We start from the raw sequence: 26777 nt of genomic DNA, 5'->3' as shown, positions 1-26777 counted from the left end.
CCCGCTCGGGTGTGGCTGCCGTGGTTCGGCCACGTGTTCCGGTGACCCATGCCCCGGTCACGGGAGAACACGACAGTCTGGAGCCCGACCGGCCGTACCCCGCCAGCCCGGATCCGGTCGCTTCCGACGGGGAACCGAGCCGTGTCGGGCCGGACTCCCGTCCGGGGGAACCACCCGTGTTCGGCGAGCACAGCCGGTCGTCCCGGTCCGACGCGGCCGGCACGGCATCCGTCGATTCCTCCTTCCTCGACGAGATACTGGCCGAGCGTGCCGGCCCCGGCGGCGGGGAGCGGCAGACGATCATCCAGCGGGTTGGATCCGGCCTGGCCGGACGCCTGCCGCATACTCTGCGCGGCGGGCTGGTCGACCCGGCCATCCGTGGCGCGTTGCTGATCGCGCTCGTCGCCCTCGTCGCGGCGCTGGCGGCCGGCTGGTTCGCCTGGCGGGGCAGACCGGTGCCCGTGCTGGCCCTTCCGCCGGCGGCACAGGTGACGGACCTCGCGAACCCGGGGCACGGCACGGTGGCCGGCGCCGTGGCGACGGCGGCACCGCCGTCGTCTGCCGCCACCGGGAGCCCACAGGCACAGGTCGTCGTCGACGTCGCGGGCAAGGTCCATCATCCCGGGGTGCTCACCCTGCCGGGAGGATCCCGGGTGGTGGACGCGGTGGCCCGTGCCGGCGGGGTGCTGCCCGGGACGGACACCTCCGGCCTGGCGCTTGCGCGTCGCCTGGTGGACGGCGAGCAGATTCTCGTGGACGGCCGCCCTGGACCGGCGCCACCCCAGCCCGCGGGCGGTGCCGCCGGAGGTGACAGTGGCGGGGGCTCGCCGGGCGCCGCGCCCGGGGCGCCGGTGAACCTCAACACGGCCACGGTCGAAGCCCTCGACGCGCTGCCCGGCGTGGGCCCTGTGCTGGCCCAGCGGATTGTCGAGTGGCGTGCGGCCCACGGCGGTTTCGCCTCCCCACGGCAGCTGGGGGAGGTGACCGGAGTCGGTGATCAGCGGCTCGCCGACCTTCTTCCGCTCGTCACCGTCTGACGGTCAGTACGCAATGGAGAACGTGTCGGTTCGCCGGTGGCCGTGTGGCATGGAGCACGAACATGACCGTTGTTGGTCACGATCCACAACGTCAACCGCCCGACCTGCGCCTGGTTGCTCCGGCCCTTGCGGCCTGGGCGGGAGCAGCGGGCACCGGGCTGGCCGTGCCACCGGTGGCTGTGCTGTGGATCGCCGGGATGTTGCTGTGCGTGACACCGCTGTGCGCGGTGACCCTGCTCCGCCGCCGGACGGTCCGGCGGCCGGTGGGCGCGGTTCTGGCATGTCTGGCCTGTCTTGCCGCGGGTGTGCTGGCGGCGGGTCTGCCGGCCCGGGCCCGCGCGCTTGGTCCGCTCGTGGCTCTCGGCGCGGCCCGGGCGGCCGCCGACATCGAAGGCACGGTGACCGGCGACCCGCGGGTCAGCCAGGGGGGCAACGGCAATCTCGTCATCGTCCCGGTGCGGGTGGAGCGGCTGGCCGCGGACGGGCACGATATCCGGCTGCGGCAGCCGGTACTGGTGCTCGCGACCGCGTCGGACTGGGAGGATCTGCTGCCGAGCCAGCATGTCAGCACCTCGGGGAAGCTGGCGCCGCCGAGGGCAGGCGACACCGTCGCGGCTGTCGTCTTCGTCCGGGCCGCGCCGGCCTCGGTCGGCCCGCCCTCATCGGTGCAGCGGGCGGCCGGTCAGCTGCGGGCGGGTCTGCGCGACGCCGCGTCGGGGCTTGCCGGCCCGCGCCGCGGGCTGCTGCCGGGTCTTGTCCTCGGCGACACGAGCAACCTCGACGACGAGGTGCGGGAGGACTTCCGGACCGCCGGGATGTCACATCTTGTCGCTGTTTCCGGGGCGAACTGCGCGATCATCATCGCCGCGGCGACCGTAGTCGTCCGGCGCAGCCGGTTGGCCCCGTGGGTGCAGGCCGGCTGGGTCGCGATGGCCCTGGTCGGTTTCGTCATCCTGGCCCGGCCGTCACCGAGCGTCCTGCGTGCCGGTGTCATGGGGCTGATCGGGATCGTCGCGGCCGGCAGCGGACGGCCACGGCTGGCCATGCCCGCGCTCGCGGCCACCGTGCTGGTGCTCGTCCTCAGCAGCCCCGATCTTGCTCGTTCGGTCGGTTTCACCCTGTCGGTTGCCGCCACCGCCGGCCTGGTGATCCTCGTTCCGGGCTGGCGGGACGCACTGGCGGGCCGGTTGCCGAGGTGGCTGGCCGAACCGCTCGCGGTCGCCGCGGCGGCACATGTCGCCTGCTCGCCGGTCCTCGTCGCCATCGGCGGCGGGGTCAGCCTGGTAGCCGTTCCCGCCAACATGCTCGCCGAGGCCGCGGTCGCACCAGCGACCATCCTCGGGGTCCTCGCCACGGTGGCGGCGGTCGTCCACGATCCGCTGGCCCGGTTCCTGGCGACCCTCGCGGGTGTGCCGTGCGGATGGTTGATCACGGTGGCGGACGTCGCGGCGCGCGTACCCGGCGCGGAGATCGGCTGGCCAGCCGGCCCGGCCGGCGCCGTGGCCCTCGTCGCCGCCACGGTCGTGCTGCTCGCGACCGTCCGTCGGCGCCGTGGGCGTCGTGTCCTCATCACACTGTCCGTCATTACTTTGGGTGTGCAGGTGATATTAATGTCACGTATTGTCGGAATCTGGCTCACACGTTGATGGCGGATCGTAATCATTTGATGTTCCTGACCAGGTCGTGCGGTCCGGGTACCGTCCTTGTGACATGCTCGCCAGCGTGCCGCCGACATCCGCGCCGCCACGGTTGGTCCTTGTCTCCGGTGACGAGGAACTGCTCGTCTCCCGCGCTGTCCGGGACGTCATCCACGCCGCCCGGCGCCACGACCCGCAGACGGAGATCGTCGACCGAGCGCCGGGTGAGTTCACCGAGAGCGATGTGGTCGATCTGGCCAGCGTATCGATGTTCGGCGGGCTACGGGTGGTCGTGGTCCGCGGCGCGCAGGAACTCGCGGATGATCTACGGGAGGCGCTGCTGGCCTATCTCGCCCGGCCGCTGGACGACGTCGTGCTCGTCGTCGTCCACAGCGGTGTCGTACGCAACCGCAAACTGGCGGAGGCGATGAAGTCGGCCGGTGCGACGGTCGTCACGGCGGCGCGTATCACCCGTCCCCGGGACCGCCACGACTTCGTCGCGGCCGAGGTCCGCCGTCTCGGCGGCCAGATCAGCGCGGGCGCGGTGAAGGCGCTGGTGGACGCGGTCGGTAGCGATCTGCGCGAGTTGGCGATGGTATGTGATCAGATGGTCGCGGACGCCGGTGGGACGATCAGCGAGGCCCTGGTTGCCGGATACCGTCGCGGCCGGGCTGAGGCCACCGGTTTCGCGGTGGCGGACGCCGCGATCGCGGGAGACCTGCCCGAGGCCCTGACCGTGCTGCGCCAGACGCTTGCGGGCGGCGTCCCACCCGTCCTTGTCGTGAGCGCCATGACCACCGGGCTGCGTGACCTGGCCCGGGTCGCGGCCGCCGGCGGTGGCTCCACCTGGGAGCTGGCCCGCAGCCTCGGCATGCCCGACTGGAAGGTGGAACGTTCCCAGCGGGCGGCCCGCGGCTGGAGCGACGAAGGGCTGGCCTACGCGATGCGCGCGGTCAGCGCCGCGGATGCGGCCGTCAAGGGCGGCGCCGTGGATCCGGTCTACGGGCTGGAAAGGCTTGTTACTCAGATCGTGTCGGCCCGTGGCCGTCCGGCGGGAGCCCGGCGGTGACGTTGCGTGCGCCCCAGCCCGATCAGGAGGACTCCTCCGGCCCGAACGGAGACGACCCGGACGAAGCCGGCCCGAACGGAAGTGATCGGGACGGAGGCGGCGAGGACGGCCAGGACGGGGAGGAAGAGGAAACGGACAGGGGTGCCCAAGACACGGACGGAGCGGCGCAGGACGACCAGAGCCGGGGTGATCCGAGCCGGGGTGATTCGGGGCGGGGTGGTCTGAGCCGGTGTGATCTCAGCCAGGGTGATTCGGGGCGGAGCGCCGCTGAGTACCGGATCGGCCCGGAGCGGGGAAGCACACCGATGTCGGAACCAGCGTCATCCTCGGTCACCAGCGACCCGGTCGGGCGACCGCACAGGTTCCTCTCCACCAGCCGCACCCTGGCCGGCAGCAGCCTGCTCGGTGTCCTGATCGCCCTGGCTGATCTGGCGAGCGCATGGGTGATCGTGGTGCTGCCGCTGACAGCGGCCGTCATGGCGGCCTACAACGACGCAATCAAGAAGATGCTGGCCGCGGACGACACACGGAGCCGTCCCGCGGAGAACGAACCGCCGGCCTCCGGAACGCCGCCGGACTGACAGCACGGATTCCGGCGCTCCTCGGAAGCCATCCTGGGAGATCCGGCATGCCGCGGGTTTCCCCGGCCGCCATCAGAACGTCGACGTCCCTGGCAGCCAGCCGGTAGCACCAGGTACCGGTAGCACCAGGTATGTGTACCGGCTCTCCGGGCTGCCCGCAGGATACCGACGAACCTGTGGGAGGTTGGGCGGACGGGCATCCCACGGACAGACGCCTCGCGCCGCCCGCTCAGCCGAACCGGCCCGGCTCCGGTCGGAGCCCGGTCGGGGAAGGGACGGGCGGACGGCGTACGAGTGGACGCGTCGGACGGGTGGCGTCAGACCTTGGTCAGCGAAGCGTACCGGGTGGCCAGCGCCGACTTCTTGTTGGCGGCCTGGTTCGCGTGGATGACGCCCTTGCTCACGGCCTTGTCCAGCTTGCGCGACGCGATGCGCAGCTCCAGGCCGGCACGCTCCTGGTCGCCCGCCTCCACGGCTTCCCGGAAGCGGCGGATGAGCGTCTTCAGTTCGGACTTCACGGCCTTGTTGCGCAGCCGTCGCTTCTCGTTGGTGAGGTTGCGCTTGATCTGCGACTTGATATTGGCCACGCGAAAGAACCCCTGGTCGTCGAAGTCGAATCGGTATGAAAGTCGGTTGAGCCCCGGCGTCGGCCCAGGACTGGCCTGCTCGCGACTGGCCTGCCGGCGTCCGGCCGGTGCGTGGATGGCACCGGGGAAGCCGGGTGGCCCCGGGAAACATCGGTAACCTTACCAACTTACCCACGAACGGTGTCGGAGGGCGTGCCAGTGGCGCCCACCGGCCGGGACTGACCGCGGTGTCCGGGGGCTGTTGCGGCGGGTGGGTACCGATGTGACCATCGGCGTCCGACGGGTGAGTCCGGCACACCAGGGCCGCGCCGGGCCTGTGTCGGGCCATGGTGCGCCGGGCTTTGCGCGGCCAGCGCCCTGGCGCGTCAGTGCTTGCTGCGCCGGGCCTTGCGCGCCGGCGCTCTGGCGCGTCAGTGCTTGCTGCGCCGGGCCTTGCGCGCCGGCGCTCTGGTACGTCGGTGCTTGCTGCGCCGAGCCTCCTGGTATGCCGAGCCTTGCGTGTCAGGGCCTGGCACGATGACACAGTCCATCCCGACGAAACGAGAAGACTCCGCGTGCCCCCAGCCTCCGACCCCCGTCGTATCAACCAGGCATCGGTCGACCAGGCGTCGATCCGCAACTTCTGCATCATCGCTCACATCGACCACGGCAAGTCGACGCTCGCCGACCGGATGCTCGGTGTCACCGGTGTCGTCGAGGCTCGTAACATGCGTGCCCAGTATCTGGACAAGATGGACATCGAGCGCGAGCGCGGCATCACGATCAAGGCGCAGAGTNGCCGTGGCAGGCCGACGACGGCCGCGACTACGTCCTGCATCTGATCGACACTCCTGGCCATGTCGACTTTACCTATGAGGTCAGTCGGTCGCTTGCGGCCTGTGAGGGCGCGGTGCTGCTCGTCGACGCGGCTCAGGGTATCGAGGCGCAGACGTTGGCAAACCTGTACCTGGCGCTGGAGAACGACCTGCAGATCATCCCGGTTCTCAACAAGATCGACCTGCCGGCCGCACAGCCGGAGAAGTACGCCGCCGAGCTGGGGCAGATCATCGGCTGCGACCCCGTCGACGTGCTGCTGGTGTCGGGCAAGACCGGCCAGGGGGTGCCCGAGCTGCTCAACGAGATCGTCCGGCGGGTCCCCGCGCCGATGGGCGACCCGGACGCCCCCGCGCGAGCCATGATCTTCGACAGCGTCTACGACACCTACCGGGGTGTGATCACGTATGTGCGGGTGGTCGACGGCCGGCTGACCGCCCGGGACCGCTGCCTGATGATGTCGACGCGGGCGAGCCACGAGACCCTCGAGGTCGGGGTGATCTCGCCGGAGGCGATCCCGCGGGAGGGACTGTCCGCCGGGGAGGTCGGCTACCTCATCCCGGGGGTCAAGGACGTCCGGCAGGCCCGGGTCGGGGACACCGTGACCTCGGCGGCCCACCCGGCCCAGGCGCCACTGGCCGGTTACCGTGACCCGCGTCCGATGGTCTACAGCGGCCTGTACCCGATCGACGGCAGCGAGTATCCCGCCCTGCGGGAGGCCCTGGACAAGCTGCAGCTCAACGACGCCGCGCTGACCTACGAGCCCGAGACGTCCGCGGCGTTGGGCTTCGGTTTCCGCTGCGGCTTCCTCGGGCTGCTCCATCTGGAGATCGTCCGGGAGCGTCTGGAACGGGAGTTCAACCTCACGCTCATCTCCACCGCGCCGAACGTGGTCTACCGGGTGGTCATGGAGGACGGCAGCGAGACGATCGTCACCAACCCGAGCGACTGGCCGGCGGGAAAGATCTCCGAGGTCCACGAGCCGGTCGTGGATGCCATGGTGCTGCTGCCGTCCGACTTCGTCGGCCAGGTCATGGAGCTCTGCCAGGGTCGGCGCGGCACGCTGGACGGGATGGACTACCTGTCGACCGACCGGGTCGAGCTCAAGTACCGGCTCCCGCTCGGAGAGATCATCTTTGACTTCTTCGACGCCCTGAAGTCGAAGACCCGGGGGTATGCCAGCCTCGACTACGAGCCGGCCGGCGAGCAGGTGGCCGACCTGGTCAAGGTCGACATCCTGTTGCAGGGAGAGACCGTCGACGCGTTCTCCGCGATCGTCCACAAGGACAAGGCGTACGGCTACGGGGTCGCGATGACCTCCCGGCTGCGGGAGCTGATCCCGCGCCAGCAGTTCGAGGTGCCGATCCAGGCCGCGATCGGTAGCCGAATCATCGCCCGGGAGAACATCCGTGCCATCCGCAAGGACGTGCTGGCCAAGTGCTACGGCGGTGACATCACCCGCAAGCGCAAGCTGCTGGAACGGCAGAAGGAAGGAAAGAAGAAGATGAAGACCATCGGCCGCGTCGAAGTCCCGCAGGAGGCATTCATCGCGGCCCTGTCCACGGACGCGTCCAAGAGCGGGAAATAGTCCTGCCGTCCGTGGCCGGGCGGTGACTCCGGCCGGCCGTCTCTCGGCCGCCGGCGCGGCCGTGACCCTCTCGTCTCCGCGGGGTTCCTCCCGGAGCCGGCGGCTGCGCGAGCCGGTCCGGGAGGCCCGGGCCCCTGGGCGGTTCGGGTTGCCTGTTCGGGCAGCTCAGGGGGTTCGTGCGGACGAGGGGGGTAGTCGGATGGGTTCGGTGGCGGGTTCGTCATGGCCGGCGGGACCGACCGATCCGGCCAGGGTGCCGGATCGGTACTCCGTCGCGTGAGGGGGGAGAAGATCCTCGATGTTGTCGAGGACACCGCGCACGGCGTCGTCATTCATGTGATTGAGTTTTCCGGACGCGGGACCACGAACTCACGACGCTTCACCTATATTGACCAGTCGATTATCAATGTCAGGTCAACGTCACTGCCGGCTGGTGCTCCGGTGGGGTTCCAGGCCCATTCGACGGGCGTATTGGACGGTTGAATCCGACAAATCCGATAACTGAATACAAAGATCATGAGGCGGCTGTCGTCCGAACGTCCGGTGGGTGGGACGCGCGATCGCCGGAACGGCAGGTGGGTGTTGAGGGCAGGCTTGGAAGCGGGCTTGAAGGCAGGCACAGCGTTGCGAGTCGGGCACACTATGGCCATGCCGCACATCTCGACGGCCGTGTCAGCCCTCGGCCAGCCCAGCGCAGCCGGTCCCGGTGAGCCGGACAGGCCGGACAGGCCGGCAGGCCCGGTTCACGCGGGAGGCCCGGCGGGCCCGCGGGGCACGGGCTCCCCAGCCGCTGACGGCAGCCTCCAGGCGTGGGATGGCGTGCTCCCGGCGCGGGCCACGGACACCCTTGGCAGCCGCCCGTTCGGGGTCTACGTGCACGTCCCGTACTGCGCGACCCGCTGCGGCTACTGCGACTTCAACACCTACACCGCGACCGAACTCGGGCCGGGGGTCGCGATCGGCACGTTCGTGGAGACGCTGGCGGCCGAGTTCCGCCTGGCCCGGTCCGTTCTCGGCCCGGCCGACGTCGCGGTCTCGACGGTCTTCGTCGGCGGCGGGACGCCGACCCTGCTGCCCGCCGAGGACCTCGAGCGGCTGCTCCGGATGATCGACGCCGAGTTCGGCCTCGCCGCCGGCGCCGAGGTGACCACGGAGGCGAACCCCGAGTCCGTGGACGCCGGTGCCCTGGAGCGGCTGGCCGCCGCCGGGTACACGCGGATCTCGTTCGGGATGCAGAGCGCCCGTCCGCACGTGCTTGCCGCGCTCGACCGCCGGCACACCCCCGGACGCGTCCCGGACGTGGTCAGCTGGGCGCGCAAGGCCGGCTTCGCCCACATCAACCTCGACCTGATCTACGGCACTCCCGGCGAGTCCGCCCGGGACTGGCAGGCGAGTCTGGACGCGGTGGTCGCGCTCGATCCCGACCATGTCAGCGCGTACGCGCTGACCGTCGAGGACGGTACCCGGCTGGCCCGGCGGATCCGGCGCGGCGAACTGCTCCCGCCCGACGACGATCTCATGGCGGACCGCTACCAGCAGGCCGAGGAGACCCTGACCGCGGCCGGCCTGAGCTGGTACGAGATCAGCAACTGGGCGCGTGGGCCCGCCGCTCACAGCCGGCACAATCTCGGCTACTGGCGGGGTGCCGACTGGTGGGGTTTCGGGCCGGGAGCTCACAGCCACATCGGGGGTGTCCGCTGGTGGAACGTGCGCCATCCGGCCTCCTACAGCGCCCGGCTCGCCGCGGGCGCAAGCCCCGCGGCGGCCCACGAGGAGCTGGACGCCGCCGCCGCGCGCATGGAACGGGTCATGCTCGAGGTGCGCCTGGCCGAGGGCCTCGTGGCCGAGGAGCTCACCCCCGCGGGGCGGTCCCAGGCCGCCCGGCTCGCCGCCGACGGGCTGGTGGATCCCCCTGCGCTGGCGGCGGGACGCGTCCTGCTGACCCTGCGCGGCAGGCTGCTCGCCGACACCGTCATACACGCTCTTCTATCGGACTAGCCGCGGCCGTCACCGGGAAACACTCCTCAAGCTCCCGGTGGCGGTGACACATTTGTCCGTCTCGCCTGGTCGCCAGGACGGCTACAATTGGCACTCGCGGCAATCGAGTGCCAGAGCGTCCCGCCGGCGGGTTTCTGGCCTCGGCGGCCTCGGTGGCTTCGTGTGGTCGTCGCTGACCTCGCCCGGCGGCTTCAGCGTGGCAAAGGGGTGATACGGCGTGCTGGAGGAACGGCGGCTGGACGTACTTCGAGCCATCGTTGAGGAGTTCGTGCTCAGCAACGAACCCGTGGGCTCCAAGCTGTTGGCCGAGCGCCACCAGCTCGGGGTGTCTCCTGCTACTGTCCGTAACGACATGTCCGCACTTGAGGAAGAAGGCTACATCACCCAGCCGCACACCAGCGCCGGCCGGATTCCCACGGACAAAGGCTACCGCCTCTTCGTCGACCGGCTGTCGGGGGTCAAACCGTTGTCCCGGGCCGAGCGGCGGGCCATCCAGAGCTTCCTGGAGGGCGCGATCGATCTCGACGACGTGGTCCGGCGGTCGGTCCGGCTGCTCGCGCAGCTGACCCGCCAGGTCGCGGTCGTGCAGTACCCGTCGCTGTCGTGCAGCGGCGTCCGGCACATCGAGATCGTGACGATCACGCCGGTGCGCCTGCTGCTCGTACTGATCACCGACACCGGACGGGTCGAGCAGCGGGTCGTCGAAGTACCCGAGCCGGTGGACGACCCGACCGTCAGCGAGCTGCGCACCGTGCTCAACGCGGCGCTGAACGGGCGCCGGCTGGCGGACGCGCCCGAGGCGGTCGCCAACCTGCCGGACGAGGCCCGGCCGGGGCTGCGTCCGCACCTGAACATGCTGATCACGGTTGTGATGGAGGCGCTGGTCGACAAGCCGGAGGAACGGATCGCTCTGGCGGGTACCGCCAACCTGACGCGTTCCGCCATCGACTTTGCCGATACGCTGCGTCCGCTTCTGGAGGCTCTGGAGGAGCAGGTCGTTCTGTTGAAACTGATCGGCGAGGTACGGGACCTCGATACCGTCACGGTCCGTATTGGCCACGAAAACAACGTGGATGCGTTGCGTTCCACATCGGTGGTAGCGACAGGGTACGGTCGCGGGGCGTCCGCGTTGGGTGGCCTGGGGGTGGTCGGTCCAAGGCGGATGGACTATCCGGGAACCATGGCGGCCGTCCAGGCCGTCGCCAAGTATGTGGGTGATCTCTTGGGTGCCGACTGATGGCCACCGACTACTACGAGGTGCTCGGCGTACGCCGGGACGCCTCGAACGACGAGCTCAAACGGGCCTACCGCAAGCTTGCCCGCGAGCTGCATCCCGACGTCAACCCCGACCCTGAGGCGCAGGCTCGCTTCAAGGCCGTGACCGCGGCCTACGAGGTCCTCTCCGACCCGGAGAAGCGCCAGATCGTCGATCTCGGCGGGGATCCGCTGGCGCCCGGTGGGGGAGCCGGCGGGTCGTCGTTCGGAGCCGGCTTCGGCGGACTCGGCGACATCATGGACGCCTTCTTCGGCGGCGGCGCCAGCCGTGGGCCGCGTTCGCGGGTGCGCCGGGGCAACGACGCGCTGCTCCGTCTTGAGCTCGACCTCTCCGAGACCGCCTTCGGGACGACCCGGGACATCACCGTGGACACCGCCGTGGTGTGCGGTACCTGCTCCGGGGACGGCGCGGCGCCGGGCAGCCATCCGGTGACCTGCCCGGTCTGCCACGGGCGCGGGGAGATCCAGCAGGTCACCCGCTCCTTCCTCGGGCAGATGGTCACCTCCAGGCCGTGCACCCGCTGCGGCGCCACCGGGACGGTGATCGAGCACCCGTGCCGGGAGTGCGGCGGCGACGGCCGGGTCCGCAAGCGGCGCAACCTCACCGTCAAGATCCCTTCCGGGGTCGAGGACGGGATGCGCATCCGGCTGTCCGGCGAGGGTGAGGTCGGCCCGGGCGGCGGCCCCAACGGCGACCTCTACGTCGAGGTCCAGGAGCGCCCCCATCCGGTGTTCACCCGGGAGGGCGACGACCTGCACTGCGAGCTGCGCGTCCCGATGACCGCCGCCGCGCTCGGCACCACCTGCACGCTGGACACGCTCGACGGCAGCGAGACCATCACGGTCAAGCCCGGCACCCAGCCCGGCCACGTGATCACCATGAGCGGTCGGGGCGTCCCGCACCTGCGTTCGGTCGGACGCGGCCACCTGCACATCCACGTCGTGGTCGAAACACCGACCAAGATCGATGCCGAGCAGGAGCGGCTGCTGCGCGAACTGGCGAAGCTGCGGGACGAGGAGCAGCCGGCGGTCATCTCCGGCGGCAACGGCTCCGCCGACGGCCAGGGCTTCTTCTCCCGGCTGCGCGGCTCCCGTGGCACCCGGTAAGCGTGACCGTCGGTGACCCTCGAAGGGCCTGAGAGCTGACCGCACCCCTGTTCCACCAGGTGTCGGTGCCGGACGTCGCCGAGCTGACGCTGGCCGGTGCCGAGGGTAGGCATGCGGCTACGGTACGGCGGCTACGCCCCGGTGAACGGCTGGATGTCACCGACGGGCGTGGCGTGGTTGCCGAGTGCACGGTTGTGCGCTGCCGGCGGGACGAGCTCGACTGCGCGGTGGAGCGCCGGGTCGTGCACCCGGCGCGGCTGCCCCGGCTCGTGGTGGTCCAGGCGCTGGCCAAGGGCGACCGCGGCGAGCTCGCCGTCGAGCTCATGACCGAGGTGGGGGTCGACGAGATCGTCCCCTGGGCAGCTTCCCGCTCGGTCGTGCGCTGGGCGGGGGAGCGGGGCGCCCGTGCCCATGACCGCTGGTCGGCGACGGCCCGGGAGGCGGCGAAGCAGTCGCGGCGGGTGTTCTGGCCACGGGTCGCCGCTCCCACCGACACCGACGCCGCCGCCGCCCGGCTCGCCGCGGCCGAGCTCGCCGTGGTCCTGCACGAGGAGGCCGCCGAACCGTTGACCCGGGTGCTCGCCGCGGCGACGACGGCCGCTACCGGGTCCTTCGCCACCGCGACGGCTGCCGCTGGGCCGCCCGCCACCACGGCGTCCGTGGCCGGGCCGGCCACCGCTGGGTTGACCGCGACCCGGGCGCCTGCTGCTCCGCCGGACGCCGTCCCGGCAGCGGAGATCGTCGTCGTGGTGGGCCCGGAAGGCGGAATCACCGACACCGAACTGGAAATGTTCACCGCGGCCGGGGGGTGGCCGTCCAGGCTCGGTCCCACCGTGCTGCGGACGTCGACCGCCGGCGTGGTCGCCGCCGCGGTCGTTCTCTCCCGCACGTCCCGATGGGAGCGTTAGATCATGTACCCGGTGTGCCCGCGGCCGGTGTCCCACCGGCCTTCGTTGTGCCTGTCGTGCCGGCTGTTGTGCTGGTACGGCCAGTGCGACGACCGGCCCGGCGGCCGGCCCGGGAGGTCCAACAGGCCCGAGGATCGCTACACTGAAGGACCGTACTGACTCATGTCGTTCGAGAGGTCCCGTGGCCGGCGCCGGCCGCAACCCATGACCGATTCCACCTCCCAGTCCGACCAGCGGACCGTTACGCGCATCGTCGTTCCCGGTGCGCACAGCATGGTGAGCCTGCTCGGCCACCAGGACGAACTGTTGCGCGTTGTCGAACAGGCGTTATCGTCCGATGTCCACGTCCGAGGCAATGAGATCACCATCACCGGTCCTCCGGAGGAGAACGCGCTGGCGGCCAGGCTCTTCGCCGAGCTGATCGCCGTGCTGGAGTCCGGGGCCGAGCTCACCCCGGCCCACGTGGACCATTCGCTGTCGATGCTGCGCAGCGGCAGCGAGGAACGCCCGGCCGAGGTGCTCACCCTCAACATCCTCTCCAGCCGGGGCCGGACGATCCGGCCGAAGACGCTCAACCAGAAGCGTTACGTGGACGCGATCGACGCCCACACCATCGTGTTCGGCATCGGCCCGGCCGGTACCGGCAAGACGTACCTGGCCATGGCCAAGGCCGTGCAGGCGCTGCAGTCCAAGCAGGTGAACCGGATCATCCTGACCCGGCCGGCGGTCGAGGCGGGGGAGCGGCTCGGCTTCCTGCCCGGCACCCTCTACGACAAGATCGACCCATACCTGCGCCCGCTGTACGACGCCCTGCACGACATGGTCGACCCGGACTCGATCCCGCGGCTGATCCAGAACGGCACCATCGAGGTCGCGCCGCTGGCGTACATGCGCGGGCGGACCCTCAACGACGCGTTCATCATCCTGGACGAGGCGCAGAACACCTCCGTCGAGCAGATGAAGATGTTCCTCACCCGCCTCGGCTTCGGCTCCAGGATCGTTGTGACCGGGGACGTCACCCAGGTGGACCTCCCCAGCGGCACCCGCAGCGGCCTACGGGTGGTCCGGGAGATCCTCGACGGCCTCGACGACGTCCACTTCGCGGTCCTGACCAGCACGGACGTGGTGCGCCACCGGCTGGTCAGCGAGATCGTCGACGCCTATGCCCGGTGGGACGCGGCAAGCGCGCCGCGACCCCGACCGGCCCAGGCCGCCCGCCGGGACCGNGCCGCCCGCCGGGACCGGCGGTGACGGGCACGCCGACCGGCGGGCCGCGGCGCGCACCGGCTCGCGGACCGGCTCGCGGACCGGAGCGCATGCCGACGATGATGGGCCTGCCGACGACGATGGGCCGCGTACGGCGCGGCGCCGGATGAGGATGGATCACTGATGGCCGTGTTCGTGGCGAACGAGTCGGGTGTCGAGGCCGACGAGGTCACCCTTACCGCGCTCGCCCGGTTCGTGCTGGACACCATGAAGGTCAACCCGCTGGCGGAGCTGTCGGTCATGCTGGTGGAGCAGACCGCCATGGAGGAGCTCCACGTCCGCTACATGGGTGAGGAGGGCCCGACCGACGTGCTGGCCTTCCCCCAGGACGACGCGTTCGACCCGTCCGCGCCGGACTCGGGCGAGGACGACCCGACCCTGCTGCTCGGCGACGTCGTCCTGTGCCCGGAGGTCGCCCGCCGGCAGGCGGCCAAGGCGGGGCACTCGACCGAGCACGAGATGCACCTGCTGTGCACGCACGGCATCCTGCACCTGCTCGGTTACGACCATGCCGAGCCGGACGAGGAGCGGGAGATGTGGGCGGTGCAGTCCCGGCTGCTGACCTCCTGGGCCTCCGCCCGTGCCGCCGGCACGCACTGAGCGTGCCTGGAGAGCGCCACGCACTGGGCGGGCCGGAGGAGCGCCGCGCACTGAGCCTGCCGGGGGAGCTGACAGGGCGGACCAATGGGCTACGGTGATGTTCCACTTCTGCTGCTCGCGGTGCTGGCCACGCTGTTCGCGGCCGGGATCGGATGCATCGACGCCGCGCTGACCCGGGTCTCCCGGGTCGCGGTCGAGGGATTCGTGCGCGCGGGGCGCCCCAGAGCCGCGAGCCTGGCCACGATCGTCGCCGACCCGGGGCGCTACCTGGCGCTGCTGCTGTTGCTGCGGATCGTCGGGGAGATGGTCGCCGCCGCGTGCGTGACCGTCATCGCGGTCCACACCTATGGTGCCGGGTTCATCGCGGTCGGTTTCGGTGCGCTGGTCGGGACCCTGTTCGCCTACATCTTCGTCGGGGTCGTGTTCCGGACGCTGGGTCGCCAGCACGCCCCGGTGATCGCGCTCGCGACCGCCGGGCTGACCAGCTGGCTCGGCCGGATGTTCGGGCCGCTGCCACGGCTGCTGATCGCCTTCGGTAACGCCGTCACCCCCGGCCCCGGCTACCGCGACGGCCCGTTCGCCACCGAGGCGGAGCTGCGCGACCTCGTCGACCTCGCCGAGGAGAACTCCGTCATCGAGCGCGGCGAGCGCGACATGATCGCCTCCGTCTTCGAGCTCGGGGACACGCTGGTGCGCGAGGTGATGGTCCCCCGGCCGGACATGGTCTACATCGAGTCGGTGAAGACCGTCGCCCAGGCGATCTCGCTGGCGCTGCGCAGCGGCTTCTCCCGCATCCCGGTGATCGGGGAGAGCGTGGACGACGTCGTCGGGATCGCCTTCCTCAAGGACATGGTCGGCCGGGAGCGCGAGGGCTGGGACACCCGGCCCGTCTCCGACGTCATGCGGCCACCCGCGCTGGTGCCCGAGAGCAAGCACGCCGACGTCCTGCTGCGCGAGATGCAGGCGTCCCGGACCCACATGGCGATCGTCATCGACGAGTACGGCGGGACCGCCGGGCTGGTCACTATCGAGGACATCCTCGAGGAGATCGTCGGTGAGATCACAGACGAGTACGACGCCGAGATCGTCCCGGTGGAGTGGATCGACGACGACACCGCCCGGGTGACCGCCCGGCTCGGCGTGGACGATCTGCGCGAACTCTTCGGCACGGACGAGCTGCCCGGCTCCGAGGACGTGGAGACCGTCGGCGGGCTGCTGGCGAACGCGTTGGGCCGGGTACCGCTGCCGGGGGCGACGGCGGCCGTCGGCGTGGTCACGCTCACCGCCGAGAGCGCCGCCGGCCGGCGCAACCAGATCGGTACCGTGGTGGTGCGCCGGTCGTCCGGGCAGGCCGGGGACGCCACCGCTGGTGGGTCCGCGTCCACACCCACGGGCGACACGGCCGGTGGCGGCCCACCCCGGGGCGACGGGCCCGGGGACTCCAGGGCCGCCGGGGGTTCCGGGGGCGAGGCCGCGTACGCGGGCAGCCACCGGGCCGACAGGGAGCAGGGTGGCGGTGACCGGACCGGTAAGAATCGTACGGACGGTACGAGCGGGACGGGTGGTACAGGCAGTACTTTTAGTACAGATAATGACATTGTGGGTGCTGCCGGTGGCGGTGGCGGGCGCAGGCAGGGCAGTGACGCGGGTGCCACCGGCCCTGTCACGCACCGTGCCGCTTCCGGGGTGCGCACATGATCTTCGATGAGGCAGGGGCAGGCGGCGTGTCAGAGCTGGACCTGGACGCACAGGCCGACAACGCACAGGCCGACAACGCACGAGTCGACGGTGCACGGGTCGACGCACAGGTCGACGCTGCGGGGGCCGACGACAGCGCGGACAGCCGCCGGGCCGACAGCGGGCCCGACGCGCCCGCCGCCGGGGACGCCGTCCCCGGCGGCCGCCCGGCCGTCGTCCGGGTCGCTCACGACTCGCTGTCGGCCGAGGACGCCAAACTCGTGATCCTCGCCCGGTCGGCGAGGCTGCGCGCCTATGTCCCCCGGGGCGGTACCGCGACCGCCGAAGGCGCGGCCGTCCGGGACACCGACGGGCGGACCTACGTGGCGGCGACCGTGGAGAACACGCGGGAGCGGCTCACCGTGTCCGCGCTCACCGCCGCCGTCGTCGCGGCGGCGTCCAGCGGAGCGCGCCGCTTCGAGGCGGCGGCGATCGTNGGCGGGGATCGTCTCTGACCGTCTCACCGGACCGTTGGCGGGTTCCGGGCCGGACACCGCGGACACCGCGAGCGCGCCCGACGTCCCGGCTGCGGTGGGCGCGGCCGGAACGTCGGCCGCCCCGGGCTCGGGCGTGCCGGGCGTGCCGGGGGCCGACGATCTGCTGGTGCTGGGCGAGTTCGGTAGCGGCGTGCCGGTGTTCCTCGCCGGCTCCGACGGGGCGGCCCGGGGCCGGGTGACCACCTAGTGGCCGCCTCGGCGGAGGCCGGAGCACAGTTCCGGTCCGGATTCGCCTGCTTTGTCGGACGGCCCAACGCGGGCAAGTCGACGCTGACCAACGCGCTCGTCGGCTCGAAGGTCGCCATCACCAGCGGCCGTCCGCAGACGACCCGGCACGCTGTCCGCGGCATCGTGCACCGCGACGACGCCCAGCTCGTCCTGGTCGACACCCCCGGCCTGCACCGGCCGCGGACCCTGCTCGGCCAGCGACTCAACGACGTGGTCCGCGCGACCCTGTCAGAGGTGGACGTGGTCGCCTTCTGCGTCCCCGCGAACGAGGCGGTGGGCCCGGGCGACCGGTTCATCGCCGGGGAGCTCGCCCGGCTGCCCAAGCGGACACCGCTGGTCGCGGTCGTCACCAAGAGTGACCTGGTGTCCGATCGGGACGCCCTCGGCGCGCAGCTGCTCGCGGTCTGCTCGCTGGCGGACTTCGTCGACGTGGTGCCGGTCAGCGCGGTGTCGTCGTTCCAGGTGGGGCTGCTCGCGGACGTGCTGGTCAGCCGGCTGCCGCCCGGCCCGCCGCTGTACCCCGACGGGGAGCTGACCGACGAGCCCGAGCAGGTGATGGTCGCCGAACTCGTCCGCGAGGCCGCCCTGGAGGGCGTGCGTGACGAGCTGCCGCACTCGCTCGCCGTCGTCGTCGAGGAGATGATCCCCCGTGAGGACCGGCCGGCGGACCGGCCGCTGCTCGATGTCCACGTGAACGTCTACGTCGAACGGCAGAGCCAGAAGGCGATCGTCATCGGCGCGAAGGGCGCCCGCCTCAAGGACGTCGGCACGCGCGCCCGCACCCAGATCGAGGCCCTGCTCGGCACCCCCGTCTACCTGGACCTGCACGTCAAGGTCGCCAAGGACTGGCAGCGCGATCCCCGCCAGCTGCGCCGGCTCGGCTTCTGACAGCCGGCCGGCCGCGGCCGCGCGTCCGAGGAGACGAAGAACTTGACCCCGGACCGGCGTCGCGAGACATTCAACAAATGGTTGTTTTGTCTGTTCGGAAATGAGCGCGGACGCAGCCCCCGGTGACGGGGTGAAGGTCAGGCGGATCGACCACGTGGCGATCGCCCTGCCGGACATGGCCGAGGCGGCGCCCCTGTTGTTGGACACGCTCGGTGGCGTGTTCATCAAGGGCGGTGACAACGACGAGACGGGAATCCGTCTGGCGCACATCGGCTTCCCCGGTTTCAAGATCGAACTCATGCAGCCGCTCAGAGCGGACTCGATCCTCTCCGAGAGCCTGCGGCGCAAGGGGCCGGGGCTGCACCACGTGACGTTCATCGTCGACGACGTCACCGACACCGACACCCGCCTGCGCGCTCGTGGCTACGCCACGGCGGGCCTCGACACCTCCTCCTCGGCGTGGAGCCAGACCTACATCCGCCCGAAGCTCACTTTCGGCGCGCTGCTGCAGTTCGTCGCCACCGACCTGGACTGGCACACCCCGACCGAGGAGTACACCTTCGAGGACGTCCTCGCGGCAAAACTCGTCTGGCGCGACTACGTGGCCTGCTTCCGCGACACCCAGCCCGAAGGCGTTTCCTGACGCCCAGCCATGGAAGACCACCCGACGAACCGTCCACCGCTCGACGGAACCTCCCGAGCCGTAGGTGAAAACTGTGGCCAGAGCAACGTTTTCCACCTACGGCCGCGGAAGTTGTAGGTGGAAAACGTCGTTGTGACAGCGGTTTTCACCTACAAGGCGGCGGGTATGGACCATGCGCGTTGTCCGCCGCCGACGACGACAGCCGTACCCTGCGGATTACCGAGGCGGGCGCCGGCCATCCCAGGAAAACGGACATCCACTCCCACGCCAGGCGGTGAGGCTCTGGCGCATTCCCCGGTCGGTCAGCGGCGGCGGAACCAGCCGCGCGATGACGAGCCGGATGGCGGCTGTGAGGGAAGGGGATCCGGCAGAGCGACGGGATGCCAGCCCTCGGGCAGCGGCAATGACGCGTCGTCAGGCAGCCGGCGGATAGCCGGATCATACGGATCAAGCTCGTCCAGGTCGAAGCGAGCATTTCCGATTTTCCACTGAAGCGACTCGCTCGCTGTGCCACCGAACTTGTAGGAACCGTCGCGCACGAACACGGCCCACGCGTCTTTGGTGGGCCCGAGCAACGTGGCGATCAGAGTACCCGTGTCGGCCCGCCAGAGCCGTACGGTGCCGTCGTTCGATCCGGAGGCGATGACGGATCCGTCCGGGGAGAACCGCACGGACCATACCGTGCTGATGTGCCCCTGGAGGGTGTGCAGGGGCTCGCCGGTGGTGGTGTCCCACAGCCGCACCGTGCGACGGCCGGCCGCGGCGATGGTGGATCCGTCCGGGGAGAACGCCACCGACCGCACCGAGCCGGTGCGGGAACTGGTGAGGGTGTGCCGGAGGTGCCCGGTGCCGGCCTNCGTGCAGTCGTTCGATCCAGAGGCGATGGTGGTTCTGTCGGGGGAGAACTCCACCGACCGTACCGGGCCGATATGGCCGGTGAGTGGCGGCAGGGGCTCGCCGGTGGTGGTGTCCCACAGCCGCACCGTGCGGTCGCCGGCCGCGGCGGCGATGGTGGATCCGTCCGGGGAGAAGGCTACCGACGACATCCAGCTTGTGCGGTTGCCGGTGAGGGTACGCAGACGTCGGCCGGTGGCGATGTCCCACAGGCGTACCGTGCAGTCGTTCGATCCAGAGGCGATGGTGGTTCTGTCGGGGGAGAACTCCACCGACCGTACCGGGCCGATATGGCCGGTGAGTGGCGGCAGGGGCTCGCCGGTGGTGGTGTCCCACAGCCGCACCGTGCGGTCGCCGGCCGCGGCGGCGATGGTGGATCCGTCCGGGGAGAACGCCACCGACGACACCCACTGGGTGTGGTCGGCGAGGATGCGCTGTCGGCGGCCGGTACGGACATCCCACAGGCTGACCGGCCCATCCTGTGTTCCGGTGGCCAGGAGCGTACCGTCCGGGGAGAAGGCCACCGCTGTTGCGTCCACAGTGTTTCTGGGCGAGGTCGTGGGAAGCGGGGCCAGGTGTGCGCGGTCACGACCGGCTACCGCGGCATCAGCCAGCTCGGGCCTGCTACCGAGGTGCTCGGGCTGTCCTCCGAGGACGGCCGTGCGGTGCCAGCGGCTGCCCGTTATGACCGCGGCGGTGAGATCCACCGCGGTCAGCCGCCCGTCGGACAGGTCCGCGTCGGTGAGGTCCGCGCCGCGTAGGTCTGAACGATCGATTCGAACGTGGTCGAACCGCGTTCCGCGGAACGCGGCCCCATCGAGACGGGAGTCGCGGACTTCCGCTCGGGTCAGCCGCGCTCCGGAGAGGTCCGCGTGGGCGAGGGTGGCGTCCTCGATGGTGGCGCCGGTCAGGTTCGCCTCGCGCAGGTCGGCGCCGGTCAGGTCGGTGTGGGCGATCCGGGCGTCGGTCAGGTTCGCCCCGTGCAGGTCGGCGCCGGTCAGGTCGGTGTGGGCGATCCGGGCGTCGGTCAGGTTCGCCCCGTGCAGGTCGGCTTCCCGCAGGTCCGTCCGGTGGGAGAGGTCCTGACCGGCCAGGTCGGCGTTGGCGAGCTTTGCTCTGGTGCGTAGTTGGATGCCCAGCCGGCGGGCCACGCGTACCGCGTTCGCCTTCGCCTTGGCTGCGGCGTCCGGGTCGTCGACCACGTCCTGGGCCCAGCTGCCGGCCCGGTCACGGCCGGTGAGGTCCGCGAAGAAGTCGGCCATCAGCTCCGACATCTCCCGGGCCCCCAGCAGCTCCTGCGCGCTGCCCGCGGCGAACTGGCGGGCGGCCGCGGCGGCGACCAGGTACTCCATCACCGAGGAGTGGATGAACGAGAACCGGCCGTCGGCGTCCCGCACGAGCAGGGTGCCCGAACCGATCATCTGGGTCAGCTCGTCACCGGTGAGTCTCGCCGGGTTGCTCATGCTCGCCAGCACCGCGGCGGCGGTGGCCGTCAGTTCTTCCACGCCGATGTGATGTTCGGTGGTGCCCCAGAGGGTCAGCGCCAGACGGGTGGCCGCGTCCAGCCGGTCCTTCCTGGACAGTGAGGGTGACGCTCCGCGTTGGCGGGCGCGTCGTTCCTCGTGGTCGAGCCAGGCGTCGACGAGCTCCCGGTACAGGTCGGCGGGGCGGATCGTTCCGTCGCCGCCGCGGGCCTGCCGCAGGCGCTCGTCGTCCAGGGCCGTGATGAAGGACAGCATCCGGGGATTGCGCGAGAGCCCCAGCAGGTCGCGGATGCCGCGGATCAGCGTCATCCGCTCCGTGGCCCGCCGCTCGGCCGTGGCCCGCCGCTCGGCCTGGGCTCGTCGTTCGGCCTGGGTTTGGCGTTCGGCCTGGGTCTGGCGGTGTGCCGGGTCGGTCGTGCGCACCGCCGGATCCCAGGTGTACCGCTGGAGCAGGAAGCTTGCGATCTGGGTGTCGGTGAAGTCCTCGATCCGGACGATGCGCCGGCCCGGGATCAGGTCGACCCGTTGGGCGAGGGCCTTGAACACCTGGTCGTCGGTGAGGAAGTACTGCGTGCGGCTGGTCAGCACGATCTTCGCCTTGTCGTGCACGGCAGCCAGCAACGTGCCGAGATGTTCGGCCGCACGGTCGTAGGTCACCCGCAGGGCCAGCTCGTCGAACCCGTCGAAGAGCAGGACGACCCGGCCCGCGCGCAGCATGTAGCGAAACCCCTCCAGCTCGATGCGGGTCTGCCCGCTGTTCGCCAGATGGGCCGCCACCAGCGTGTCCAGGTCGTGCGACTTCTCCAGCCCGCGTAACTCGATCAGCATGGGGGTCACGTGCGGCAGTTCGGCGGGCAGCCGCCGGGCCAGTTCGCGCAGCAGGAAGGTCTTGCCCCGGCCGAAGTCACCGAGGATCAGCACGAACCGGGACTGGTCGGTGGTCAGCCAGCCCGCCACGTCCGCGAGCGCGTCCTGCGACAGCGGGCGGTCCGCCACGTCTAGGCGGGTGCCGCGCTGCGGCACGTACAGGGCCGGCGGGTAGATCTGATCGGACTCCAGCCTCCCGGTCTGCCGGTCGAGGTAGCCGCGCAGGTCCAGCACACCCTGGTACTCGGGCATGCTCAGCAGCCGCACACCCGCCCGTTCGGCCTGCGCGACCAGCTCGGGGTCGGCCTGGTCGTCCCCGCAGTAGACCAGGTCGCAGAACAGCGTCGGGCTCGCGGCAAGATAGCGTCGACGGATCGTCCGGACGAACTCCTCCACCGCGCCCGCGTCGGCGTTGCCGTTGATCAGGCCGATCACACGCTGCTCCACCACCTGCCCTTCGGCGCGCCAGACCCGCAGGTGGGCGGAGATCTCCCCGGCGGCCTCCACCCGCTCGACCCTGGCGGTCGGGTGGCGCAGGCGGGCCACCTCGGCGGCGTCGTCCAACAGGTCCCGGGGGCGGTCACGGACCCGCGCGGGTGGCAGGGGCGTCCCGTCGAGGCCGGTCGGTCGGTATGGCCACTGCCCGTTGTCACCGTCGTCATGGCCGTCACTGTCACTGTCACTGTCACTGTTACCGCCGCCGTCGTGACTGGTGCCTTTTCGGGCCGGTGGCTGGGGAAACACGACGTATGCCGAGGCGAGATCGTGGGGCGTACGGACCGGCTGCTGCCGGCTGGCGGGGCCCCGGCCACCCGCGGGGTCCTGGCCAGGCGTGAACCGGGTGAACCCCGTCCGATCGATCCGGATCACCTGGTAGGGCAGCCGGCCGCCACCCTGTTCCAGCGGGAGCGCGGGCAGACCTGAGGGGAGCGTGCGCGCCTGCCCGCCCCGTTCGTTCCCGCCCTGCCCGTGCAGAAGCAGGTTCAGGCGCGGGGCGAGAGCTCGGTCGAGTTCCTCGGTGTCCCGCAGTTCGCTGTTGTGCGGTGCCGCCGCGGAGACCGGGTCGTGGTGTACGGCGCCGATCCGCAACCAGCCCTCCCACGCGGGCTCAAGCAGGGCGTCGGCGACACTGTCGAGCTGCCCGGTGCCCAGCCATCCATGGCGCACCAGATGCGACTGGGCCATCGTCGAGTTCAGCCCCGCCACCACGACCTTCAGGTCGGGCATGGCGAAAAGCGACCATTCTTCGCCGACCTGGAAACCGACGTCCGCGGCCGGGCCGTAGAAACGGCGCAGCAGCCCGTTGAAGAACGTCCATTTCGGCCAGTACGGCGCGACCGGCTCCTCGTCCATGCCCTCCTGCTGGAGGAAGTAAGCTTCGCAGAGTTTCTCGTTGACGTCATGACTGCCCGGGATGACCGCGAACCGGTTGTGGTTGAGGCGTAGCCCGTCGGCGAGCCCGGCCAGGACGTCGTACGCCTGCTCGAATTCGCGTTTCGCGCCCGTTCCGGTGATGTCGCCGGTGATAATGACGAGGTCCGGACGTAGCTCCTTGGTGCCGGTGCCGGTGCCGGTGCCGGTGCCGGCGGCGNGCGGCGAGCCTGCGCAGGTCGTCGGACAGCCAGGTGACCAGCTCCGCAGGCGTCCAACCGTCCGTGGGCGGTGCGGGTAGTCGCATTCCTGACAGGTGCAGCATGGTGACGGAATGTTCGTCGGTATCCCCCGAAAAGCCTTTCGGGGAGTTTCCCGGAAAGGTCGGTGCGGTGCTGCCGCCGCCGGTGCCGGGAAAGATGGGAGCGGTCGTGGGTTTTCCTCGTCCGGTGATGGACGCGGTGATTCCCCGGATCAACTCCTCGGTCGCGGTGTTCTCGTCCCTGCCGACCAGGTCGATATAGGTGCGTGAACGCAGAAGGCCGTCCGGCTGGCATTCACCGACCCGTATCGGAATGATTCTGCGCGTAAACCCGTCCGGATCGTCCGGCCAGACCGCCAGCCATTCGGCGTTGCCATACCGGGAATCGCGCAGGTACGTCTCCGACAGTACTGGCACCACCCGCGTGGACGCGGGCAGCACGCGATGCATGCGGGTCGTCCAGTCCGATCCGGGTACGAGGTCCCACGCCTGTACGAACACCCGGGTAGGACGGTTGTTGATCTGGATTTTTTTCTCCAGATGCCAGGCGATCCACTCCGCCCATCTCCCGTCCACACCGGTGTAGCTGATGAAGAAGTCGAACCCGGCATCGCCGCCACCGGCCGCATCATCCCCGTTGCTCACAGGTCGAGAATGCCACTGTGTGCCATTGATCGTGCCGTCCGGGTTGACTGTGCCGCTCGGGTCGTGGGTTAAGGTCGGGTGGACGGCTGTCGTGCTCGGGGATGCGAGGGCGACTGATGCGAGGGCGGCTACGGCGGGAGGGCTGCGCACACCGGCCCGGCGGGAGGCGGTGGTGGGCAGGGGAGCGCGGCGGGTGATTCCGCTGACTCTGGGCTGGGCCGAGGTGCCGTATTCGATGTCCGTGCACGGCGCTCCGGACGACGTCCGGTTGCGTGAACCCGTACCGGCGCTACTGGTCGAGGCGGACGGCGTCTGGTTGCTGATCGACACCGGCTTCAACCCCGCGTTCGTGCGTGACAAGGCCCTGTGCCGCCGTTTCCACCACGACACCGGCGTGGCCGTGTGGCTCCCGGCCGGGGACGGCGATCCGCTGGAGGCCGAGCTCGAACGGGTCGGGCTCGCTCTCGAGCGAGTCGACGTGGTTGCCGTGTCCCACCTCCACAACGACCATGCTGGGGGACTGCGTCACTTCGCCGGGCGGAGCACGCCAGTGCACATCCAGCGCCGCGAGCTCGACCACGGCCTCAGCACCCATCCGGCGGCTCTGGAGGCAGACGGCATCATCCGTATGGACTTCGACCACCCGGCGATCACCTGGCAGGTGGCGGACGGCGACATCGAGATCGTGCCAGGGGTGACCGCGGTCCTCACCGCCGGGCACACCCCCGGTCATCAGAGTTTTGTCGTCGAGCTGGACCCCGCGGTGGGCGGTGGTGGGTACGTCTTCGCGTTCGATGCCGCGGATCTGCAGGAGAACATCGACCGTGAACGGCCCGTCGGGGGCACGATCGACGTTCCGCCGGCAGCGACCGTTGAGCCGATCCGGCGGCTGAAGGCGATCGCGTCCGAACGCGGCCTGCGTCTGGTACCCGGCCACGACCCTGTCGCCTGGCCTGCGCTGACCGCCGAACTCTCCGCGCCGGCCGCCCGCGACCCCCTCGTCAACCGGCCTGACGGCGCCGTTCCACCGACGCTGTGCTGACCACGTTGATCGCGTTGGACTGACAGCGCGTTGGACTGAACAGCTGGGTCCGGTCAGGGATCCGCGGTGGGGCTGCCGGCAGCGTTCAGGGCGGCGTCCAGGATGGCGTCCCGGTTGGCCAGGATGAACTCCCCGAGTTCCGGTGGCAGCAGCGTGAAACCGGCGAGGTCCTCGCCGCGCAGGTCGATGCGTTCGATCTCGTAGCCGCCCTTGGCCGGGTTGGTGAACTCCGAGCCGGTACGGGCGGCGAGGTCCATGGCGACCAGCCGGCAGACGAAGAAGTGCTGGACGACGATGCCGGGCCGGCGGCCGTCACGGTCGCTGCCCACCTTCGGCGCCCTCGGCGCGCTGGTGAGGAACACCTGCTGGACGCGGTCGACGGTGGCGCCGAGTTCCTCGGCCAGTTCGCGGTGCAGGGCCGCCTCGACCGAGGCGTCCTCGGTGTCGACCCCGCCACCGACCGTGGACCAGTAAGGCGCCACACCGGGCGGTGTCCGGCGGAACACGATCAGATGCCCGTCATTGTCGATCAGGATCGCGCGGGCTGCCCGCCGTACGATTCGCACCGGTCCATCATCGCCTCCGCACCGGTGTCGCCGATATCCGGACGCTCCCGGGCCGTTCCGGGCATACGGTGGAGGGAGGAAACACGGCGAATGCGGACAGTGATGACGGCGGTGTGTCCAACTCCGCCCGGGGCCGGGGCCGTCGCGGTTCGGTCCCGCATCGATCTTCTGACCTGGCCGCGGCCGGCACGTGTCGCGATCATCTCGACCGTGCCCTGCCCCCTTACCGGAATGCGTGCAACCATGGGCAGGTGCCGGTCTATCGAGATGAAGGTGTCGTCCTGCGGACGACGCCGCTGGCCGAAGCCGACCGCATCATCACCGTTCTGACCCGGCGGACCGGGCGGATACGCGCGGTGGCCAAGGGGGTGCGTCGCACGTCGTCCCGCTTCGGCGCGCGGCTGGAGCCGGGTACCTACGTCGATCTCCAGCTCTACGAGGGGCGCTCTCTCGACACCGTCACCCAGGCCGACATACTCAGCCCGTACGGCGCGGTGATCGCGTCGGACTATCCCCGGCACACCGCGGCGGCGGTCATGTTGGAGACCGCCGAGCGGCTGACCAGCGAGGAACGCCAGCCGGCGATGCGGCTGTTCCTGCTCCTCGTCGGTGGTCTGCGCACGCTTGCCCAGGGCGAGCGGGCACCGTCCCTCGTCCTGGACGCGTTCCTGCTCCGGGCGTTGACCATCGCCGGTTACGGGATGGCTCTGGCGGACTGTGCCCACTGCGGTGACCCTGGACCCCACCACGCGTTCTCCGTCCCGGCGGGAGGCGTAGTGTGCCCGGAATGCCGACCGCATGGAGCGGTGTCGATGTCCCCGGCCGCCGTGAAGCTGCTGTCCGATCTGCTCACCGGGGACTGGGACCGCGCCGGGATAAGCGAGGCCCGTACCCGGCGCGAGGCCGGCGGATGTATTGCTGCCTACCTTCAGTGGCATCTCGAATACGGGTTGCGCACATTGCCCCATCTGGAGCGGGTGTGAACAGGACCGGGCAGCGGGCCGCGGGCATTCTCGACACAGCCACCGTCGACAGGACCACTGACAGGGCCGTCAACAGGCTCATTCACAGGGCCGCTCACAGGGGCCCTGACGGGGCTGACAGGACTGACGGGCCCGACAGGGTCGCCAAGCCGTCCAAGGCCGTCCAAGGCCGTCAACAAGCAGGAGGGGGGTCAAGCCGGTGAA

Annotated in this window: 20 protein-coding genes and 2 pseudogenes; 18 read left to right on the top strand and 4 right to left on the bottom strand. The window is 70.6% G+C overall.

Features of this window, described 5'->3' with window-relative positions; all coding sequences use genetic code 11:
* The first annotated feature begins 176 nt into the window (after positions 1-176).
* From FrCorBMG51_RS08115 to FrCorBMG51_RS28045, 4 genes are all read left to right on the top strand, one after another.
* The gene (locus FrCorBMG51_RS08115) at positions 177-1037 is read left to right on the top strand and encodes a ComEA family DNA-binding protein (protein ID WP_076842828.1); all 861 of its coding nucleotides are present in this window, start codon (positions 177-179) and stop codon (positions 1035-1037) included.
* A gap of 62 nt (positions 1038-1099) precedes the next feature.
* On the top strand, positions 1100-2683 hold the full coding sequence (locus FrCorBMG51_RS08110; protein ID WP_076842791.1) for a ComEC/Rec2 family competence protein: 1584 nt from the start codon (positions 1100-1102) through the stop codon (positions 2681-2683).
* A 64-nt stretch (positions 2684-2747) separates the two neighbouring features.
* Positions 2748-3743, top strand: a complete 996-nt coding sequence (holA, locus tag FrCorBMG51_RS08105; RefSeq protein WP_047222450.1) for a DNA polymerase III subunit delta — start codon at positions 2748-2750, stop codon at positions 3741-3743.
* Between the two features lie 305 nt (positions 3744-4048).
* Positions 4049-4324 carry a hypothetical protein gene (locus FrCorBMG51_RS28045; protein ID WP_157180431.1) on the top strand — a complete coding sequence of 92 codons (276 nt, stop codon included), beginning with the start codon at positions 4049-4051 and terminating at the stop codon, positions 4322-4324.
* 317 nt (positions 4325-4641) lie between these two features.
* Here the strand turns inward: FrCorBMG51_RS28045 and rpsT are convergent, their stop codons facing one another.
* The gene (gene rpsT, locus FrCorBMG51_RS08095; RefSeq protein WP_013873031.1) at positions 4642-4911 is read right to left on the bottom strand and encodes a 30S ribosomal protein S20; all 270 of its coding nucleotides are present in this window, start codon (positions 4909-4911) and stop codon (positions 4642-4644) included.
* 554 nt (positions 4912-5465) lie between these two features.
* On the opposite strand from rpsT, the pseudogene lepA reads away from it, so the two are divergent.
* From lepA to FrCorBMG51_RS08035, 11 genes and pseudogenes are all read left to right on the top strand, one after another.
* Positions 5466-7312 (top strand): annotated as a pseudogene (gene lepA / locus FrCorBMG51_RS08090) (translation elongation factor 4).
* Positions 7313-8131: 819 nt separating this feature from the next.
* A complete protein-coding gene (gene hemW / locus FrCorBMG51_RS08085; RefSeq protein WP_047222508.1) occupies positions 8132-9310 on the top strand; it encodes a radical SAM family heme chaperone HemW in 1179 nt (392 codons plus the stop codon).
* Between the two features lie 217 nt (positions 9311-9527).
* Positions 9528-10547 (top strand): heat-inducible transcriptional repressor HrcA, encoded by a 1020-nt coding sequence (hrcA, locus tag FrCorBMG51_RS08080; RefSeq protein ID WP_047222449.1) that lies wholly within the window; start codon positions 9528-9530, stop codon positions 10545-10547.
* Positions 10547-11692 (top strand): molecular chaperone DnaJ, encoded by a 1146-nt coding sequence (dnaJ, locus tag FrCorBMG51_RS08075; protein ID WP_047222448.1) that lies wholly within the window; start codon positions 10547-10549, stop codon positions 11690-11692. Before hrcA ends, dnaJ begins: the two co-directional genes overlap by 1 nt.
* Positions 11693-11739: 47 nt before the next feature.
* A complete protein-coding gene (locus FrCorBMG51_RS08070) occupies positions 11740-12600 on the top strand; it encodes a 16S rRNA (uracil(1498)-N(3))-methyltransferase (RefSeq protein WP_268760541.1) in 861 nt (286 codons plus the stop codon).
* Positions 12601-12804: 204 nt separating this feature from the next.
* Positions 12805-13851, top strand: coding sequence for a PhoH family protein (locus tag FrCorBMG51_RS08065; protein WP_047222507.1), 1047 nt, complete (start codon positions 12805-12807; stop codon positions 13849-13851).
* Positions 13852-13989: 138 nt separating this feature from the next.
* Positions 13990-14466 (top strand): rRNA maturation RNase YbeY, encoded by a 477-nt coding sequence (ybeY, locus tag FrCorBMG51_RS08060; protein WP_047222446.1) that lies wholly within the window; start codon positions 13990-13992, stop codon positions 14464-14466.
* A gap of 84 nt (positions 14467-14550) precedes the next feature.
* Positions 14551-16164 carry a hemolysin family protein gene (locus tag FrCorBMG51_RS08055; RefSeq protein ID WP_047222445.1) on the top strand — a complete coding sequence of 538 codons (1614 nt, stop codon included), beginning with the start codon at positions 14551-14553 and terminating at the stop codon, positions 16162-16164.
* A 510-nt stretch (positions 16165-16674) separates the two neighbouring features.
* Positions 16675-16887, top strand: a complete 213-nt coding sequence (locus FrCorBMG51_RS30875) for a hypothetical protein (RefSeq protein WP_047222444.1) — start codon at positions 16675-16677, stop codon at positions 16885-16887.
* Entirely contained in the window at positions 16887-17816 is a 930-nt protein-coding gene (gene era / locus FrCorBMG51_RS08040; protein WP_047222443.1) for a GTPase Era, read from the top strand. Before FrCorBMG51_RS30875 ends, era begins: the two co-directional genes overlap by 1 nt.
* A 100-nt stretch (positions 17817-17916) precedes the next feature.
* Positions 17917-18459: a VOC family protein gene (locus FrCorBMG51_RS08035; protein ID WP_047222442.1), complete on the top strand. Its 543-nt coding sequence runs from the start codon at positions 17917-17919 to the stop codon at positions 18457-18459.
* A 302-nt stretch (positions 18460-18761) separates the two neighbouring features.
* On the opposite strand, the gene FrCorBMG51_RS24890 is transcribed toward FrCorBMG51_RS08035, so the two are convergent.
* The gene (locus tag FrCorBMG51_RS24890) at positions 18762-22889 is read right to left on the bottom strand and encodes an NACHT and WD40 repeat domain-containing protein (protein ID WP_476742133.1); all 4128 of its coding nucleotides are present in this window, start codon (positions 22887-22889) and stop codon (positions 18762-18764) included.
* Positions 22890-23467: 578 nt separating this feature from the next.
* Here FrCorBMG51_RS24890 and FrCorBMG51_RS32450 point away from each other — a divergent pair.
* Positions 23468-23599, top strand: a complete 132-nt coding sequence (locus tag FrCorBMG51_RS32450; protein WP_268760542.1) for a hypothetical protein — start codon at positions 23468-23470, stop codon at positions 23597-23599.
* A gap of 11 nt (positions 23600-23610) precedes the next feature.
* Here the strand turns inward: FrCorBMG51_RS32450 and FrCorBMG51_RS30870 are convergent.
* Positions 23611-23913, bottom strand: a pseudogene (locus tag FrCorBMG51_RS30870) (toll/interleukin-1 receptor domain-containing protein); the annotation flags it as partial.
* Between the two features lie 262 nt (positions 23914-24175).
* On the opposite strand from FrCorBMG51_RS30870, the gene FrCorBMG51_RS08020 reads away from it, so the two are divergent.
* A complete protein-coding gene (locus FrCorBMG51_RS08020; RefSeq protein WP_076842782.1) occupies positions 24176-25024 on the top strand; it encodes an N-acyl homoserine lactonase family protein in 849 nt (282 codons plus the stop codon).
* Between the two features lie 53 nt (positions 25025-25077).
* On the opposite strand, the gene FrCorBMG51_RS08015 is transcribed toward FrCorBMG51_RS08020, so the two are convergent.
* Complete coding sequence (locus FrCorBMG51_RS08015) at positions 25078-25590, bottom strand: NUDIX domain-containing protein (RefSeq protein WP_047222441.1); 513 nt, start codon at positions 25588-25590, stop codon at positions 25078-25080.
* A gap of 251 nt (positions 25591-25841) precedes the next feature.
* On the opposite strand from FrCorBMG51_RS08015, the gene recO reads away from it, so the two are divergent.
* The gene (gene recO / locus FrCorBMG51_RS08010) at positions 25842-26573 is read left to right on the top strand and encodes a DNA repair protein RecO (protein ID WP_013873047.1); all 732 of its coding nucleotides are present in this window, start codon (positions 25842-25844) and stop codon (positions 26571-26573) included.
* Positions 26574-26777: the final 204 nt, after the last annotated feature.

This window comes from Protofrankia coriariae (assembly GCF_001017755.1).
Lineage (GTDB): Bacteria > Actinomycetota > Actinomycetes > Frankiales > Frankiaceae > Protofrankia > Protofrankia coriariae.
The sequence above is the reverse complement of the archived record's forward strand: the minus strand, read 5'-3'. Positions and strand labels throughout refer to the sequence as shown.

Excerpts from the sequence above, each read along its gene's own strand:
- FrCorBMG51_RS08110 (WP_076842791.1), top strand. The coding sequence starts at position 1,100 with ATGACCGTTGTTGGTCACGATCCACAACGTCAACCGCCCGACCTGCGC.
- holA (WP_047222450.1), top strand. The coding sequence starts at position 2,748 with ATGCTCGCCAGCGTGCCGCCGACATCCGCGCCGCCACGGTTGGTCCTT.
- FrCorBMG51_RS28045 (WP_157180431.1), top strand. The coding sequence starts at position 4,049 with ATGTCGGAACCAGCGTCATCCTCGGTCACCAGCGACCCGGTCGGGCGA.
- dnaJ (WP_047222448.1), top strand. The coding sequence starts at position 10,547 with ATGGCCACCGACTACTACGAGGTGCTCGGCGTACGCCGGGACGCCTCG.
- ybeY (WP_047222446.1), top strand. The coding sequence starts at position 13,990 with ATGGCCGTGTTCGTGGCGAACGAGTCGGGTGTCGAGGCCGACGAGGTC.
- FrCorBMG51_RS08055 (WP_047222445.1), top strand. The coding sequence starts at position 14,551 with ATGGGCTACGGTGATGTTCCACTTCTGCTGCTCGCGGTGCTGGCCACG.
- FrCorBMG51_RS08035 (WP_047222442.1), top strand. The coding sequence starts at position 17,917 with ATGAGCGCGGACGCAGCCCCCGGTGACGGGGTGAAGGTCAGGCGGATC.